The organism is Aurantimonas sp. DM33-3, assembly GCF_014334315.1.
GTDB classification, from domain to species: Bacteria; Pseudomonadota; Alphaproteobacteria; order Rhizobiales; family Rhizobiaceae; genus Aurantimonas; species Aurantimonas coralicida.
The window spans coordinates 42,189-56,581 of record NZ_JACSGS010000015.1; the positions used below are offsets into that span (position 1 = coordinate 42,189).

Annotated in this window: 11 protein-coding genes; 3 read left to right on the forward strand and 8 right to left on the reverse strand. The window is 68.5% G+C overall.

Translation table 11 applies throughout. The features are described 5' to 3' along the window. Window positions 1–9 precede the first annotated feature (9 nt). The 4 genes from H9Q09_RS17715 to H9Q09_RS17730 form a co-directional block, all read right to left on the reverse strand. Window positions 10–1,287 carry a glycosyltransferase gene (locus H9Q09_RS17715; RefSeq protein WP_187392127.1) on the reverse strand — a complete coding sequence of 426 codons (1,278 nt, stop codon included), beginning with the start codon at window positions 1,285–1,287 and terminating at the stop codon, window positions 10–12. A 207-nt stretch (window positions 1,288–1,494) separates the two neighbouring features. Further along, entirely contained in the window at window positions 1,495–3,054 is a 1,560-nt protein-coding gene (locus H9Q09_RS17720) for an ATP-binding protein (RefSeq protein ID WP_187392128.1), read from the reverse strand. Between the two features lie 197 nt (window positions 3,055–3,251). After that, window positions 3,252–3,935: a D-lyxose/D-mannose family sugar isomerase gene (locus H9Q09_RS17725; protein ID WP_187392129.1), complete on the reverse strand. Its 684-nt coding sequence runs from the start codon at window positions 3,933–3,935 to the stop codon at window positions 3,252–3,254. Beyond that, window positions 3,932–5,248, reverse strand: coding sequence for a DUF4147 domain-containing protein (locus H9Q09_RS17730; protein WP_187392130.1), 1,317 nt, complete (start codon window positions 5,246–5,248; stop codon window positions 3,932–3,934). The genes H9Q09_RS17725 and H9Q09_RS17730 overlap by 4 nt, the downstream gene beginning before the upstream one ends. A 218-nt stretch (window positions 5,249–5,466) precedes the next feature. Between H9Q09_RS17730 and H9Q09_RS17735 the strand changes: the two genes are divergently transcribed. The 3 genes from H9Q09_RS17735 to H9Q09_RS17745 are packed head-to-tail and all read left to right on the forward strand — an operon-like array spanning window position 5,467 to window position 8,052. Next, a complete protein-coding gene (locus H9Q09_RS17735) occupies window positions 5,467–6,888 on the forward strand; it encodes a cytochrome ubiquinol oxidase subunit I (RefSeq protein ID WP_024349224.1) in 1,422 nt (473 codons plus the stop codon). A gap of 13 nt (window positions 6,889–6,901) precedes the next feature. After that, window positions 6,902–7,903 carry a cytochrome d ubiquinol oxidase subunit II gene (cydB, locus tag H9Q09_RS17740; protein ID WP_024349225.1) on the forward strand — a complete coding sequence of 334 codons (1,002 nt, stop codon included), beginning with the start codon at window positions 6,902–6,904 and terminating at the stop codon, window positions 7,901–7,903. Continuing rightward, the gene (locus H9Q09_RS17745; protein WP_187392166.1) at window positions 7,903–8,052 is read left to right on the forward strand and encodes a DUF2474 domain-containing protein; all 150 of its coding nucleotides are present in this window, start codon (window positions 7,903–7,905) and stop codon (window positions 8,050–8,052) included. Before cydB ends, H9Q09_RS17745 begins: the two co-directional genes overlap by 1 nt. Here H9Q09_RS17745 and H9Q09_RS17750 read toward each other — a convergent pair. The 4 genes from H9Q09_RS17750 to H9Q09_RS17765 all read right to left on the reverse strand — a co-directional run bounded on the left by H9Q09_RS17750 (window position 8,049) and on the right by H9Q09_RS17765 (window position 14,355). Next, the gene (locus H9Q09_RS17750; protein WP_187392131.1) at window positions 8,049–9,512 is read right to left on the reverse strand and encodes a UdgX family uracil-DNA binding protein; all 1,464 of its coding nucleotides are present in this window, start codon (window positions 9,510–9,512) and stop codon (window positions 8,049–8,051) included. The genes H9Q09_RS17745 and H9Q09_RS17750 overlap by 4 nt on opposite strands. A gap of 103 nt (window positions 9,513–9,615) precedes the next feature. Then, the gene (locus tag H9Q09_RS17755) at window positions 9,616–10,860 is read right to left on the reverse strand and encodes a putative DNA modification/repair radical SAM protein (RefSeq protein WP_024349227.1); all 1,245 of its coding nucleotides are present in this window, start codon (window positions 10,858–10,860) and stop codon (window positions 9,616–9,618) included. Between the two features lie 206 nt (window positions 10,861–11,066). After that, on the reverse strand, window positions 11,067–11,873 hold the full coding sequence (locus H9Q09_RS17760; protein ID WP_187392132.1) for a xanthine dehydrogenase family protein subunit M: 807 nt from the start codon (window positions 11,871–11,873) through the stop codon (window positions 11,067–11,069). Window positions 11,874–12,009: 136 nt separating this feature from the next. Further along, window positions 12,010–14,355 carry a xanthine dehydrogenase family protein molybdopterin-binding subunit gene (locus tag H9Q09_RS17765; protein ID WP_187392133.1) on the reverse strand — a complete coding sequence of 782 codons (2,346 nt, stop codon included), beginning with the start codon at window positions 14,353–14,355 and terminating at the stop codon, window positions 12,010–12,012. Window positions 14,356–14,393: the final 38 nt, after the last annotated feature.

The following is a 14,393-nucleotide window of genomic DNA, read 5'->3' on the forward strand; positions in this document are numbered from 1 at the left end:
CTTGCCTTCCTACCCGGCGCCGGCCGGTTTGCCGGCCACCGCCTCCTCGATGATGTCCGCCGCGCGTCGCGTGCCGCCGGACATGCGGATGTCCTGGCCGATCCGCTGCGCCGCGTTGCGGAACCTAGGCTCCGCCAGCAGCCGCTCAAGCGAATTGCGCAGTTTCGCGCGGGACAGAAGGACGCGGGGCAGCCGCTCGCCGACACCGTGATGGACGATCCGCGCGCCGATGCCCGGCTGGTCGAAGGCGATCGGCAAGGCCAGCATCGGCACGCCGGCTTCCAGCGAATCCAGCACCGTGTTCATGCCGGCATGGGTCACGCAGACCGCGGCGCGCGACAGCATTGCCCGCTGCGGCACGAAGTCGGTGACGATATCGGCATCGATGCGCGCCGCCTGTCGCGCATCCAGCCGGCCGCAATGGGCGACGACGCATTGCGCGCCGAGGTCGCGGCAGGCCCCGGCCACGGCGCGGAAGATGCCGGCGCGGTGGCCCTGCAGCGTGCCGAGCGAGGCGAAGACCAGCGGCCGTTCCGGGTCGAGCCGCGCCTGAAGCGTGGCCGGCAGGTCCGGTGGGCCTTCCGATGGCGGGCGGATCGGGCCGACGGCGTGGCGGTGGGCGTTGGCGGGGCGCGGGAAGTCGAAGCCGGGCACGAGCTGCGAGATCTGCGCCAGCGAGGACAGGCAATCGGCGTGCCCGGCGTGCGGCCCAAGACCAAACCGCTCCGCCCATTCAGCGATCATGCGGCGCTGCGCGGTCATCAGGAGGTCGGCGACGCGTTCGCCGCCGCGATTGCGCTTCAGGCCCTTCCCGCTCGGATCGTACGGCCAGGGCAGGAAGGGGAGCGGCACGGCGGGATCGGCATGTACCGGCAGGGCGGCGGCGACCGAAACGAAGGGCAGGCCGAGATGCCGGGCGAGAAGCCCGGCGGCCGGCTCCATCTGGTCGCCGAGGATGGCCGTCGCGCCCATCCCGCGCAGGATGTCCGGGGCGAAGCGGCAGAGCTGGTCGGTCAGGCCGGCCGCATCGGAAACCGTGCGCAGGATGCCGAGCGGCCCGCTCGGCCGTGCCGCCCGGGCGATGATCCGCTCAAGGCGATCTGGGCCGCCCGCCCCGACCTCGTGGATCGCGATCCCCGCCGGAGCCTTGGCCGCGAGCAGTTCGCCCGCCCCGCCATTGACGACGAAGCTCGCCCGGTGCCCGCGCCGCACCAGTTCCGCGCCGAGCACCGCGAAGACCTGCAGATGGCTGTAATAGGGCGGACAGATCAGGGCGAAATGAGCCATGGCGGCGATATTGCGTCCGGTTCAGCGTGAATGGCGAAAGACATGCAGTGACGGCCCTGCAGCCCGGCCGAGCACCGACACCCACAGGATCGGCTGCCCGCCTGCTACCACGTTTCCGCGCGAAGCCATCCCTGCGGCGTCAGGTCCCGGCGTGATGATCGCAGGACTGCGGCTCGGCGTATCAAGGCGAGCGCGGTCGTCCCGGCCTCAGCCGCGTGCCAGACGCGCCGCCCGGCGGGCTCGCGCCTCGTCGGCCGCGTCCAGCTTGACCTGCGGCAGTTTCGTCCGCCAGTCGGTGCCGGTGATGCCGACGACACGGTTGCCGCGGAAATCGGCTTCAGCGGTGATCAGCCCGCGCTCGGCCATAAAGGACAACAGGAACCGGCCGCGCGATGGCGAATGGCTGCCATAGGCGCGGGCCAGCGCCGCATCCTCGGGGCATTCCGCCTCGTCGCGGGCCGCGCGCGCCAGCATCATGAAGACGCCCTGCATCTCCTCCGGCAGATCGGCGGCCCGGTCGACGACGCCCTGCCATTCCTCGTCGTCGGTCTCGCAGGACACGCCGGCCCGTGCCAGCGACAGGCGCCGGCGGAAGGCCGCCATGTCGGTCTCGGCGCCGCGCAGGCGCTTCAGCCGGCAATGGGTGAGGAAGTCCTGGTAGAGCACCGGCACCGGCCGGAAGGCCGCGTCAGGGTCCTGCAGCATCTCGGCGAAGATCGCATCCACGGCGGCGGCGCGCTCTTCCGGCGAGCGGGGATCGTCGTCGATCGGCTCGTGCCGCTCGGAGACGGACGGCGCTGCGGCCACCCGCTCCAGAAGCTCGCGCGTGGCGATCGCCGCGGCGGCGCCCTCGATGCGGGGGGCGGCGTTGGAGTGCGGTCGCTCGATGGCGCGCCGCTCGGCTGCCTTGTCCTCTTCCGTGGCGGTGAAGATCAGGTCTTCCATCGCCTCGCGCGGCGTCTCCGGCAATGGCATCAGCGACGGACGTCCGCTGCGCCCCGCCGTCTCGACGGGACCGATGCGGATCGGCATGGGCCGCCGCGACAATGCCGGTCCGAGCGCGACGAAATTTCCGGTCTCCAGGTCGCGGAAGCGTTCGGCGGCGCGCCGGTCCATGCCGAGGAGGTCGGCGGCGCGCTGCATGTCGATGTCGAGGAACGTCCGGCCCATCAGGAAGTTCGACGCCTCGGCGGCGACGTTCTTGGCGAGCTTGGCCAGGCGCTGGGTGGCGATGACCCCGGCGAGGCCGCGCTTGCGGCCGCGGCACATCAGGTTGGTCATCGCGCCCAGCGAAGCGCGACGGGCCTCTTCCGAATGCTCGCCGGACATGGCCGGCGCAAACAGATGCGCCTCGTCGACGGCGATCAGCATCGGGAACCAGTGCGCCCGGTCGGCGTCGAACAGGCCGTTCAGGAAGGCCGCCGAGCACATCATCTGCACCTCGGCGTCGAGCCCTTCCAGATCGAGCACCACCGAGGCGCGATGCTCGCGGATGCGCCGCGCGATGCGGGTCAGCTCGGCCGGCGTGCGATTGGCATCGACCACCACATGGCCGTAGCGCTCGGCCAGCGACACGAAGTCGCCTTCCGGGTCGATGACCGCCTGCTGCACCCAGTCCGCGCTGCGCTCCAGAAGGCGGCGCAGGAGATGCGACTTGCCCGAGCCCGAATTGCCCTGGACGAGCAGGCGCGTCGACAGCAGCTCCTCCAGATCGAGCTCCGCCGGTTCGCCGGTTTGGGTCGTGCCGAGATCGACGGCAACGGTCATTGCAGGCCTTTCGGTGCTGGCGATGTCGTGAACGACCGCCCGCCTTGGCGGCGCGGTCCGGTCGTCGAGGGGACGTGGCCGGAACCTATCACGCCCGCCCCGGCGAGAGTCGAGACGGCGACGACCTGTCCACAGGAAGGCGCGACCGCCGGCCGGCGTCCCGCGTCGAAACAGCGTTCAGCGAAGCCGTGGCAGGCTCAGAGCCACTTGTCGTAGTCGGAGACCAGCAGCAGCATCGGGTCCTCGTCCTCCTCGATCTCGGAAAACCGGCCGAGCGGCTCGCGGAAGACATTGTCGGTGAGATCGTCGTTGACGGTCGAGACCTCACCGATCAGGACGTCGCCGCCCTCGCCCCAAAAGGCGTGCCAGTTGCCGGGCAGCAGCGTCACGCTTTCGCCGGGCTCGAGCATCAGCACGCCGCCGGCCGGCAGCCGCCGGGTGATCCCGTCGGTGACGACGGTGACCTCGGCGCTCTCGTCGACGGAGCCGTCGGGCGCGCTTTCATGCATCTGTATCGCCAGCTTGGCGCCGCCGCGATTGATGATGTCCTCGGCTTTGACGATGTGCCGATGCATCGGCGAATACTGGTCGTGGCGGGAGATCATGATCTTCTCGGCATAGAGCATGCCGCCGCCGGCTTTCAGATCCGCCGCGTCGCCGTTGCGCGTGGTGAACAGGAACAGCCCCATCCGGTCGAAATCGCCCTTGCCGTAATCGGTCACGTCCCAGCCGAGCCGGCGCTCCACGATGGTCGACAGATCGGCCCGCCGCGCCTTCATCTCGTTCGGGGAAAGATAGGCGAAGGGCGGCATGACGTAGCCGAAGGAGCGGATGTAGGAATCCGCTTCCCTGAGGATCTCGTTGACGCGGGAACGCTTCATGCCGGCCTCCCTTCGGAGCTCGCCGCCGGATCGACGAGGATGATCCGGCAGTCGTTGACATTGGTGTGGGTGGGGCCCGGCACGAACAGGCCGTCGATGGCCTCGAAGAAGCCGGTCGAATCGTTCGCCGCCAGTGCCGCCTCGGCGTCGAGCCCGGCAGCCGCCGCCCTTGCCAGCGTGTCCGGCAGGACGAAGGCGCCGGCCGGATCGCTGGCAAGGCCGGTCCCGCCATCGGTGCCGTCCGTGTCGCCGGACAGCGCCGCGATGCCGGGATGGGCGCCGAGCGCGAGCGCCAGGGCCAGGGCGTATTCCTGGTTCGGCCCGCCGCGGCCCTCGCCGCGGATCGTCACCGTCAGTTCGCCGCCCGACAGGATCGCGACCCGGTCGCCGGCCTCGACGGCCTCCAGCGCGATGCGGGCATGTTCGGCCGCCACGTCGCGCGCCTCGCCCTCCACGTCGGCGCCGAAGCTGACCACCCTGTAGCCGAGCCGCTCGGCCATCTTCGCGGCGGCGTCGAGCGAGGCGGCAGGGGTCGCCACGATCTTGTATTCGGCCTGCTCGAAGACCGGATTGCCCGGCTTCGGCGTCTCGTTGGCCTGATCGTCCAGCGCGGCCTTGCAGGAGGCCGGCAGGTCGATGCTGCGCTTCTCGATGATCGCCCGCGCATCGGCGAGGGTCGTTGCGTCCGGCACGGTGGGGCCGGAGGCGATGACGCTCGGATCGTCGCCGGGCACGTCGGAGATCGCCAGGGTGATCAGCCGCGCGTCGCCGCAGGCATGGGCGAGGCGCCCGCCCTTGATCTGCGACAGATGCTTGCGCACGCAGTTGATCTCGCCGATGCCGGCACCGCTGCGAAGCATCGCCTTGGTGACCGCCTGCTTGTCGGCGAGCGAAATGCCCTCGGCGGGCAGCAGCCAGTTGGCCGAGCCGCCACCGGAAATCAGCGCCAGCACGAGGTCGTCCGGCCCGGCCGCTTCGGCGAGCGCAACGACCTCCGCCGTCGCCGCCAGCCCGTGTTCGTTGGGCAGCGGATGACCGGCCTCGACCACCGGGATCGGCCCGGCATCGAGCGCATAGCCGTCGCGGGTGACCGCGATGCCGGTGAGCCGGTCGGCGGGCACGCCATGCGTCTGCGTGTAGTGGGCGACTGCGGCGGCGGCCATCGAGGCGGCGGCCTTGCCGGCGGCGAGGACGACGATGCGCCCCGGCGGCGGCGGCGGCAGATGCGCGGCGAGAATGCTCGCCGGATGCGCCGCCGCAACGGCCGCCTCGAAGATCGTCGTCAGGTCCCCCGACCATCCCGTCGTGTTCATGCAAATCCCTCCCCGCATCGTCCCGGGGCATCCATACCAGAAGAACGGCACGGGGAAACCGCACAAGTGGCGATCGAGATCGGGTCACGGCGCGCGGAAAAAGCCGCGGGGGCTTGCGCCCATACGCTGGCAAAATGGTCGCAGAGGCCTACTCTGACCTTGTCGCAGCGTCCATCTTGGGTGCATCCACGCGCCAGATAAATGTTGAAGGCAAAACCATGTTCGAAGGTTTCGACCCGGTCACCCTCGCCCGCTTCCAGTTCGCCTTCACCATCTCGTTCCACATCATATTTCCGGCCTTCACCATCGGCCTCGCCTCGTTCCTCGCGGTGCTCGAGGGCCTGTGGCTGGCGACCGGGCGGTCGGTCTACATCGACACCTTCAATTACTGGATCAAGATCTTCGCCCTGAGCTTCGGCATGGGCGTCGTCTCCGGCATCGTGATGAGCTACCAGTTCGGCACCAACTGGTCGGTCTTCTCCGACAAGACCGGTCCGATCCTCGGCCCCATGATGGGCTACGAGGTGCTGTCCGCCTTCTTCCTGGAGGCCGGCTTCCTCGGCATCATGCTGTTCGGCCGCAAGCGCGTTGGCGACAAGCTGCACTTCGCCGCCACGGTCGTCGTCGCCCTCGGCACGCTGTTCTCGGCCTTCTGGATCCTATCGGTGAACTCCTGGATGCAGACGCCGGCAGGCTTCAGCTACAACGCCGCCGGCCAGTTCGTGCCCGAGGACTGGTGGGCGATCGTCTTCAACCCGTCCTTCCCCTACCGGCTGGTGCACATGGTGCTGGCCGCCTATCTCACCACGGCCTTCATCGTCGGCGCGGTCGGGGCGTTCCATCTGCTGCGCGACCGCAGCAACCAGATGGCCCGCACGATGTTCTCGATGGCGCTGTGGATGGCGACCATCGTCGCGCCGATCCAGATCGTCGCCGGCGACCTGCACGGCACCAACACGCTGGAGCACCAGCCCGCCAAGATCGCCGCGATCGAGGGGCATTTCGAGACGAATTCCGACGGTGCGATGCCGCTCACCCTGTTCGGCATCCCGAACATGGAGGAAGGCCGGACCGACTATGCCGTCAACGTGCCTTATCTCGGCTCGCTGATCCTCACCCATTCGCTCGACGGCGAGGTGCAGGGCCTCGACGCCTTCCCGCGCGAGGACTGGCCGAACTCGACGGTGATCTTCTGGACCTTCCGCGTAATGGTCGGCATCGGCTTCGCCATGCTCGGCATCGGCCTGTGGTCGCTGTTCAAGCGCTTCCGCGGTTCGCTCTACGATTCGCCCTGGCTGCAGCGCGCCATGATCGCCATGGGGCCGATGGGCTTCGTCGCGGTGATCTGCGGCTGGGTCACCACCGAGATGGGGCGCCAGCCCTTCACCGTCTTCGGCCTGCTGCGGACCGCCGAGAGCCATTCGCCGATCGCCGCCGAAGCGGTGGGCACCTCGCTGGTGGCGTTCATCGTGGTGTATTTCGTGCTGTTCGGGGCCGGGACATTCTACATCATGCGCCTGATGTCGAAGCTGCCAAGCCCGGCAGAGGACGACACGCCGGATCATCATCCGACGCGCTCGGCCGGCATCACGCCCGCCTTCTCGCTGGAAGGCCGCAACAAACCCGAACCGGCGGAATAGGAGGCCGACGCAGATGGATCTCGCTGTACTCTGGGCCTTCATCATCGCCTTCGCGGTGATTGCCTATGTCATTCTCGACGGCTTCGACCTGGGCACCGGCATCCTGTTCCCGCTGCTCGGCCGGCACGAGAACCGCGACACCGCCATGAACACGGTGGCGCCGATCTGGGACGGCAACGAGACCTGGCTGGTGCTGGGCGGCGGCGGCCTGTTCGCGGTCTTCCCGCTGGCCTACGCCATCATCATGCCGGCCATCTACGCCCCGGTCATCGCCATGCTCCTGGCGCTGATCTTCCGCGGGGTGGCCTTCGAGTTCCGCTTCAAGACCGTGCGCGGGCGCTGGATGTGGGACGTCTCGTTCTTCGTCGGCTCGATCGTCGCCGCCTTCAGCCAGGGCGTCGCCCTCGGCACGCTGGTCCAGGGCATCGACATCGACGGGCGCGCCTATGCCGGCGGCTGGTTCGACTGGCTGACGCCCTTCTCGCTGATGACCGGCGTTGCCGTCGTCGTCGGCTACGCGCTGCTCGGCGCCACCTGGCTGGTCATGAAGACCGAGGGCGAATTGCACGACATCGCCCGCCGCTACGCCTGGATCTCGGCGGTCGGCACCATGGTCCTGATCGGCGTGGTCAGCCTGTGGATGCCGTTCATGGAAGACCAGTTCTATCTGCGCTGGTTCACCTTCCCGCAGATCTTCTACGTGGCGCCGGTGCCGATCCTCGTCGCGCTGGCCACCTTCAGCCTGTTCCAGTCGCTGGCGACCGGCAAGGAGATCCGGCCGTTCCTGTCGGCCCTGGCGATCTTCGTCCTGTCCTTTGCCGGGCTCGGGATCACCTTCTATCCCGACATCATCCCGCCCCACGTCACCATCTGGGAGGCGGCCGCACCGGAATCCTCGCTGATGTTCCTGCTGGTCGGGGCGACGGTGCTGATCCCGCTGATCCTCGCCTATACCGGCTATTCCTACTGGGTCTTCCGCGGCAAGGTCCGCGAGGGCGAGGGGTATCACCATTGATGGCGCGGCACGGCGACCGCCCGGCGAACGAGGACCCGGCGCCGGGTAGCCTGAAAAGCCGGCTCGGATGGTTCGCGCTCCTGTGGCTCGGCGGCGTGGCCGCCGTCGCCACGGTCGGCTACGGCATCCGTCTGGTCCTGATCGGCTAGAGCGCCAGTTCCGGCACCGTCTCGCGCACCAGCGCCATGTCCGCGTGAAAAGCTTCGCGCTCGCGCTCCTGCGTGGCCTTGTCGGGCAGCCGCAGGATGTAGGACGGATGCACGGTGACCAGCGCCCGGGTCCCCTCGTCGAGGTCGATCAGCTTCGACCGCGTGTTGCGGATCGTCACGGTCTTGCCGAGGACGGCGGAGGCCGCCGTCGCGCCCAGCGCGACGATCAGCTTCGGCCGGATCAGGTCGCGTTCGAGGTCCAGCCACCAGCGGCAGGCCCGCACCTCGCCGCCATTCGGCTTGGCGTGGATGCGCCGCTTGCCGCGCGGCGCGAACTTGAAGTGCTTCACGGCATTGGTGACATAGGCGCGGCTGCGGTCGATCCCGGCCTCGCCCAACGCCGCGTCGAACACCTTTCCCGCCGGCCCGATGAAGGGCTCGCCGGCAATGTCCTCCTGGTCGCCCGGCTGCTCGCCGACGAAGATGACCGGTGCATCCTCCGGCCCTCGCCCGAACACCGTCTGGGTCGCCGGCTCCCAGAGCGGGCAGGCGCGGCAGTGGCTGGCCGCCTCGCGCGCCGCGGCGATCGATGTCGGGCGCTTGTCTGCCGGCTGCGCCGCCAGATCGGGTTGTCGTGCCATGTCGCGCTCCTTCTGGCGTTCGTGCCGCAGGCTCGGCAAGGTCGGCGCGGTCTCGATCATTCGCCGCGACGCCGCCTCGGCCCCGGCGATCAGCGGCTTGATCAGCGCCGTCTCGGGCATGTTTGCCCAGTATTTCTTCGGCATCTCGGCGCGCATGGCGTTCACCTTGAGCCGCGCCGGGTTGAAGATCGACGCGTAATAGGTGAGCCACAGCGCCTCCATGTCGTCGCCCTCCGGCCGCATGTCCTTCGTCGCGCCGGGCAGGAAGGTCAGCTCGCAGCCGTCCCAATGAGCGCTGCGTTCCGGCGTCAGGATCGTCCAGACCATCCCGGCGAAGCGCCGGGCGAAGAACGGCGCGGTGTGTTCGACGATGTGGTGGAACGGCTCGAACCAGGCGACGTAGTGGCGGCGGCCTTCGTCGTCCTCGATCTCGCGAAAGCGCACGAAGGCCTTCATCTTGTGGCTGTCGCGGCGGACCGCCTTTTCCATCTCGGCGGCGCGCAGGATGTCCGGGTCCGACGCGATCTCCAGGAGCTTCTTTTCGCGTTGCAGGCGCCACAGCAGGCGATAGGCGAAGACGAAGCGGTCGGCATCGGCATGGCAGACCAGCTTGGCCGCCAGTTCGGGAAACGCCTTCGGCGCGGTCGGCTGCGGCGCGCCGGCGGGCGCCGGGGGCAGCGGCTCGGCGAAGAGGCCCGCGGTTTCGTCACCGACCGTGAAGCTCATCTCATCCGGCGGCACGCCGAGCGCCAGCGCCGTGCGCGCCGCCTGGCGCCACGCGTCGAAATCGGCGGAGAAGGAAAGACACGCAACATACATGGGATCGGGCTCGCCTGCGGGACGAAATGAAACCTGCATGACGGTGCCGCGGTTCCCGCCGATGCCCCGCGGCCCGGCCGGCGGCTTGTGTAAGGCGCGACGCTCAGAACAGTTCGAGCTGGGCCGTCCGCTGCACCTTCGGCACGAAGCGTTCGCGCAAACCGGCGCTGTCCGTCGCCGCGCCCGGCGACCAGTCGAGCGCCTCGATGAACGGCCGAACCTTGTCCACCGACTGGCAGAGCCGCGCCACGTCGTCGAGGCGCAGGCTGCGATGCCGCCGCGTCGACAGGATGCGGTTCACCGCCCGCGTGCCGAGACCCGGCACCCGCAAGAGCATCTCGCGGTCGGCACGGTTGACGTTGACGGGAAACCGCTCGCGATGCTTCAGCGCCCAGGCGAGCTTCGGGTCGATCGCCAGATCCAGCATGCCCCCGTCGCCGCCCGCGACGATTTCGCCGCGGTCGAAGCCGTAGAAGCGCATCAGCCAGTCGGCCTGGTAAAGCCGGTGCTCGCGCATCAGCGGCGGCTTGGAGAGCGGCAGCCGGCTCGAGGCGTCGGGGATCGGCGAGAAGGCCGAGTAATAGACGCGCTTCAGATGATAATTGCCGTAGAGATTTTCCGACCGGCCAAGGATCGCGTCGTCGTCCGATCCGTCGGCGCCGATGATCATCTGGGTCGACTGGCCGCCGGGCGAAAAGCGCTTCGGCTTGGCACGGTCCCGCTTCTCGCCCTTGTGCTCCTCGATCTTGGCGCGCAGATGCCCCATCGACCTGCGGATATCGCGCGGGTTCTTTTCCGGCGCGAAGGCTTCCAGTGTCACGTCGGTCGGCAGCTCGATGTTGATCGACAGGCGGTCGGCGAACAGCCCCGCCTCCTCGATCAGCGCCGGTGCGGCGTCGGGGATCGTCTTCAGGTGGATGTAGCCGCGGAAATTCTCCTCCAGCCGCAGCTTGCGGGCGATCCGCACCATCTCCTCCATCGTGTAGTCGGAGCTGCGGATGATGCCGGAGGAGAGAAACAGCCCCTCGATGTAGTTGCGCCGGTAGAAGGACATCGTCAGGTCGACGACCTCCTGCACCGAAAAACGCGCCCGCGGCACGTTCGACGACGAGCGATTGACGCAATAGACGCAGTCATAGACGCAGAAATTCGTCATCAGGATCTTGAGCAGCGAGATGCAGCGCCCGTCCGGGGCGTAGGCATGGCAGATGCCCGAGCCCTCGGTCGAGCCGATGCCGCCGGACTTCGACGAGTCGCGGCGGGTCGAGCCGCTGGACGCGCAGGAGGCGTCGTATTTGGCGGCGTCCGAGAGGATCGCCAGCTTGTCGATGAGCGTGGTCTTGGCCATCCCGCCTGTATAGGGTTCTCGGAATGTTCCTGCGAGCGGTCGCGGCCGGATTGCCCTGCTACAGGCTGTCGCAGGTGGTGGCCCCGGAGCCGCCTTGGGCGCTTCGGCCTGCATCGGAGGCGGGAAACCGTCCTGCGCGACGACGCCACAAACGAAAACGGCCGGGCAAAAACCCGGCCGTCGCATCATGGAAGGGTTGCCGGCGCCTAGTGCGACTGCGCCTTGGCGACCGCGCGCTTGGTGACGACCTTGACGAGGTTGGCACGATAATCCGACGAGCCGTGCAGATCGGCCAGCATGTCGCTCGGATCGACCGACAGCCCCTCGATGGCGGAGCCGTCGAAATTCGCCGACAGCGCCTGCTCGGCGGCTTCCCAGCGGAACGTGCCGTTCGAGCCCGCGCCGGTGACGCCGACCTTCACGCCATCGCCGCGCCTGGCGACGAAGACGCCGCACATGGCGTAGCGCGAGGCCGGGTTGCGAAACTTCTCGTAGCCGCACTGGTCCGGCGCCTCGAAGGACACCGCGGTGACGATCTCGTCCTCTTCCAGCGCGGTCTCGAACAGGCTGACGAAGAATTCGTCCGCCGGCATTTCGCGCTTGAAGGTGTGGATCGTCGCGCCCATCGCCTTCAGGGCGGCCGGATAGTCGGCGGCAGGATCGTAGTTGGCGACCGAGCCGCCGATCGTGCCCATGTGGCGCACGGCGATGTCGCCGATCAGCCCGGCCAGCGAGGCAAAGCCCGGACAGGTCGACTTGATCCCTTCATGGGCGGCGATCTCGGCATGGGTCGTGCCGCCGCCGATGCGGATCGAGCGGCCCTCGACGCTGATGCCCTTGAGCTCGGCGACATGGCGCAGATCGACCAGCGCCGTCGGCGCGGCCAGACGCTGCTTCATGGTCGGGATCAGCGTCATGCCGCCGGAGAGGAACTTGCCCTCCCCGCCGCTGTCGCCGACCAGCCGGACGGCCTCGTCGAGGGTCGAGGGGCGATGATAGGTGGTCTCGTACATCTCAGGTCTCCCTTGGCGCCGGGTCGCGCCTGTCCTGTCCAGGCGCGGGCCGCGCGGCGCGGCTGTCTCGATGGGACCAGGGGTCCCGGAAGGCTGCCGGCGGCCGGTCTGCGGCCGCCGGACGATCAGGTCGCCGTCAGGTGACGGCGTGGAGCGCCCGCCACACCTTCTGCGGCGTCGCCGGCATGGTCAGGTCGTTGTTGCCGATGGCATCGGTGATGGCGTTGATGACGGCCGGCGGCGAACCGATCGCGCCGGCCTCGCCGCAGCCCTTCATGCCAAGCGGATTGCCGGGGCACAGCGTCTCGTTGGTCGACACGTCGAACATCGGCAGGTCCCAGGCCCGCGGCATGGCGTAGTCCATGTAGGACGCCGTCACGAGCTGGCCGGTCTCGTCGTAATGGGCGCCTTCCAGCAAAGCCTGGCCGATGCCCTGGGCGAGACCGCCATGCACCTGTCCCTCGACGATCATCGGGTTGATCACCCGGCCGAAATCGTCGGCGGCGACGAACTGCACGATCTCGGTGGTGCCGGTCTCCGGATCCACCTCGACCTCGCAGATGTAGCACCCGGCCGGGAAGGTGAAGTTGGTCGGATCGTAGAACGCGCCTTCCTTCAGGCCCGGCTCCATGCCGTCCGGCAGATTGTGGCCGGTATAGGCGCCGAGGCAGACCTCGTGCCAGCCGAGCGACTTGTCGGTGCCGGCGACCTTCACCTCGCCATTCTCGATGACGATGTCGCCTTCGTCGGCTTCCAGGAGATGCGCGGCGATCTTCTTGGCCTTGGCCTCGACCTTGTCGAGCGCCTTGTGGATCGCCGACATGCCCACCGCGCCGGAGCGCGAGCCGTAGGTGCCCATGCCGAACTGGACCTTGTCGGTGTCGCCATGGATCACCTGGACGTTGTCGACCGGCAGGCCGAAACGCTCGGCGACGAGCTGGGCGAAGGTCGTCTCGTGGCCCTGGCCGTGGCTGTGCGAGCCGGTGAGGATCTCGATCGTGCCGACCGGATTGACCCGGACCTCGGCCGATTCCCACAGGCCGACGCCGGCGCCGAGCGAGCCCACGGCCTTCGACGGCGCGATGCCGCAGGCCTCGATGTAGCAGCTCATGCCGAGGCCGCGCAGCTTGCCGCGCGACTGTGCCTCGGCCCGGCGGGCCTCGAAGCCGGCGACGTCCGCCGCCTGCATGCCGGCATCCAGCGTCGCGTCGAAATCGCCGGCGTCATAGGCCATGATGACCGGCGTCTGGTGCGGGAAGGAGCGGATGAAGTTCTTGCGGCGCAGTTCCGCCGGCGAAACGCCGAGCTCGCGCGCCGCCGTCTCCATGGTCCGCTCGATGACGTAGGTCGCCTCGGGCCGGCCGGCGCCGCGATAGGCATCCACCGGCACGGTGTTGGTGTAGACGGCCCTGACATTGGCGTGGATCGCCGGGATGTCGTACTGGCCCGACAGCAGCGTCGCGTAGAGATAGGTCGGCGTCGCCGACGAGAACAGCGACATGTAGGCGCCCAGATTGGCCACCGTGTCGACCTTGAGGCCGAGGATCTTGTTGTCGGCGTCCAGCGCCATCTCGACTTCGGTCACGTGGTCGCGGCCATGGGCGTCGGTCAGGAACGCCTCGGTGCGATCGGACGTCCACTTTACCGGCACGCCGGTGCGCTTGGATGCCCACAGGCAGACGATCTCTTCGGGATAGATGTAGATCTTGGAGCCGAAGCCGCCGCCCACATCCGGCGCGATCACCCGAAGCTTGTGCTCCGGCGCGACATTGTAGAAGGCGCTCATCACCAGCCGGGCGACATGCGGGTTCTGCGAGGTGGTCCAGCAGGTGTAGTGGTCGTCGGCGGCGTCGTAATGGCCGAGTGCCGCGCGCGGCTCCATCGGGTTCGGCACGAGCCGGTTGTTGACGATGTGCAGCCTGGTGACGTGCGCGGCATTGGTGAAGGCCGCGTCGGTCGCGCCCTTGTCGCCCAGCTCCCAGTCGAAGATCAGGTTGTTCTCGGCTTCCGGATGGAGCTGCGGCGCGCCATCCTTCAGCGCCTCGACGGCGCTGACCACGGCCGGCAGCTCGTTATAGTCGACCATCACCGCTTCGGCCGCGTCGCGTGCCTGCATCTGGGTCTCGGCGACGACCACCGCGACGGCCTGGCCCACATGGCGGACCTTCTCGACCGCCAGCGCCGGCCAGGCGCCCATCTTCATCGGCGTGCCGTCCTTGGAGGAGACCGCCCAGCCGCAGATCAGATTGCCGATGCCGTCGCCCTGCAGCTGCTCGCCGGTCAGGATGCCGATGACGCCCGGCATCGCCTTGGCCTCGTCCATGTCGATGCCGGAGATCGTGGCATGGGCATGGGGCGAGCGCACGAACGCCGCGTATTTCATGCCCGGCACGACCATGTCGTCGACATAGCGGCCACGCCCGGTGATGAACCGGCGATCCTCCTTGCGCAGAACCTTTGCGCCGATGCCTTCGATACCCATAGAAAACCTCCCAATTTTCGCTGGGGGCCGGGATCACC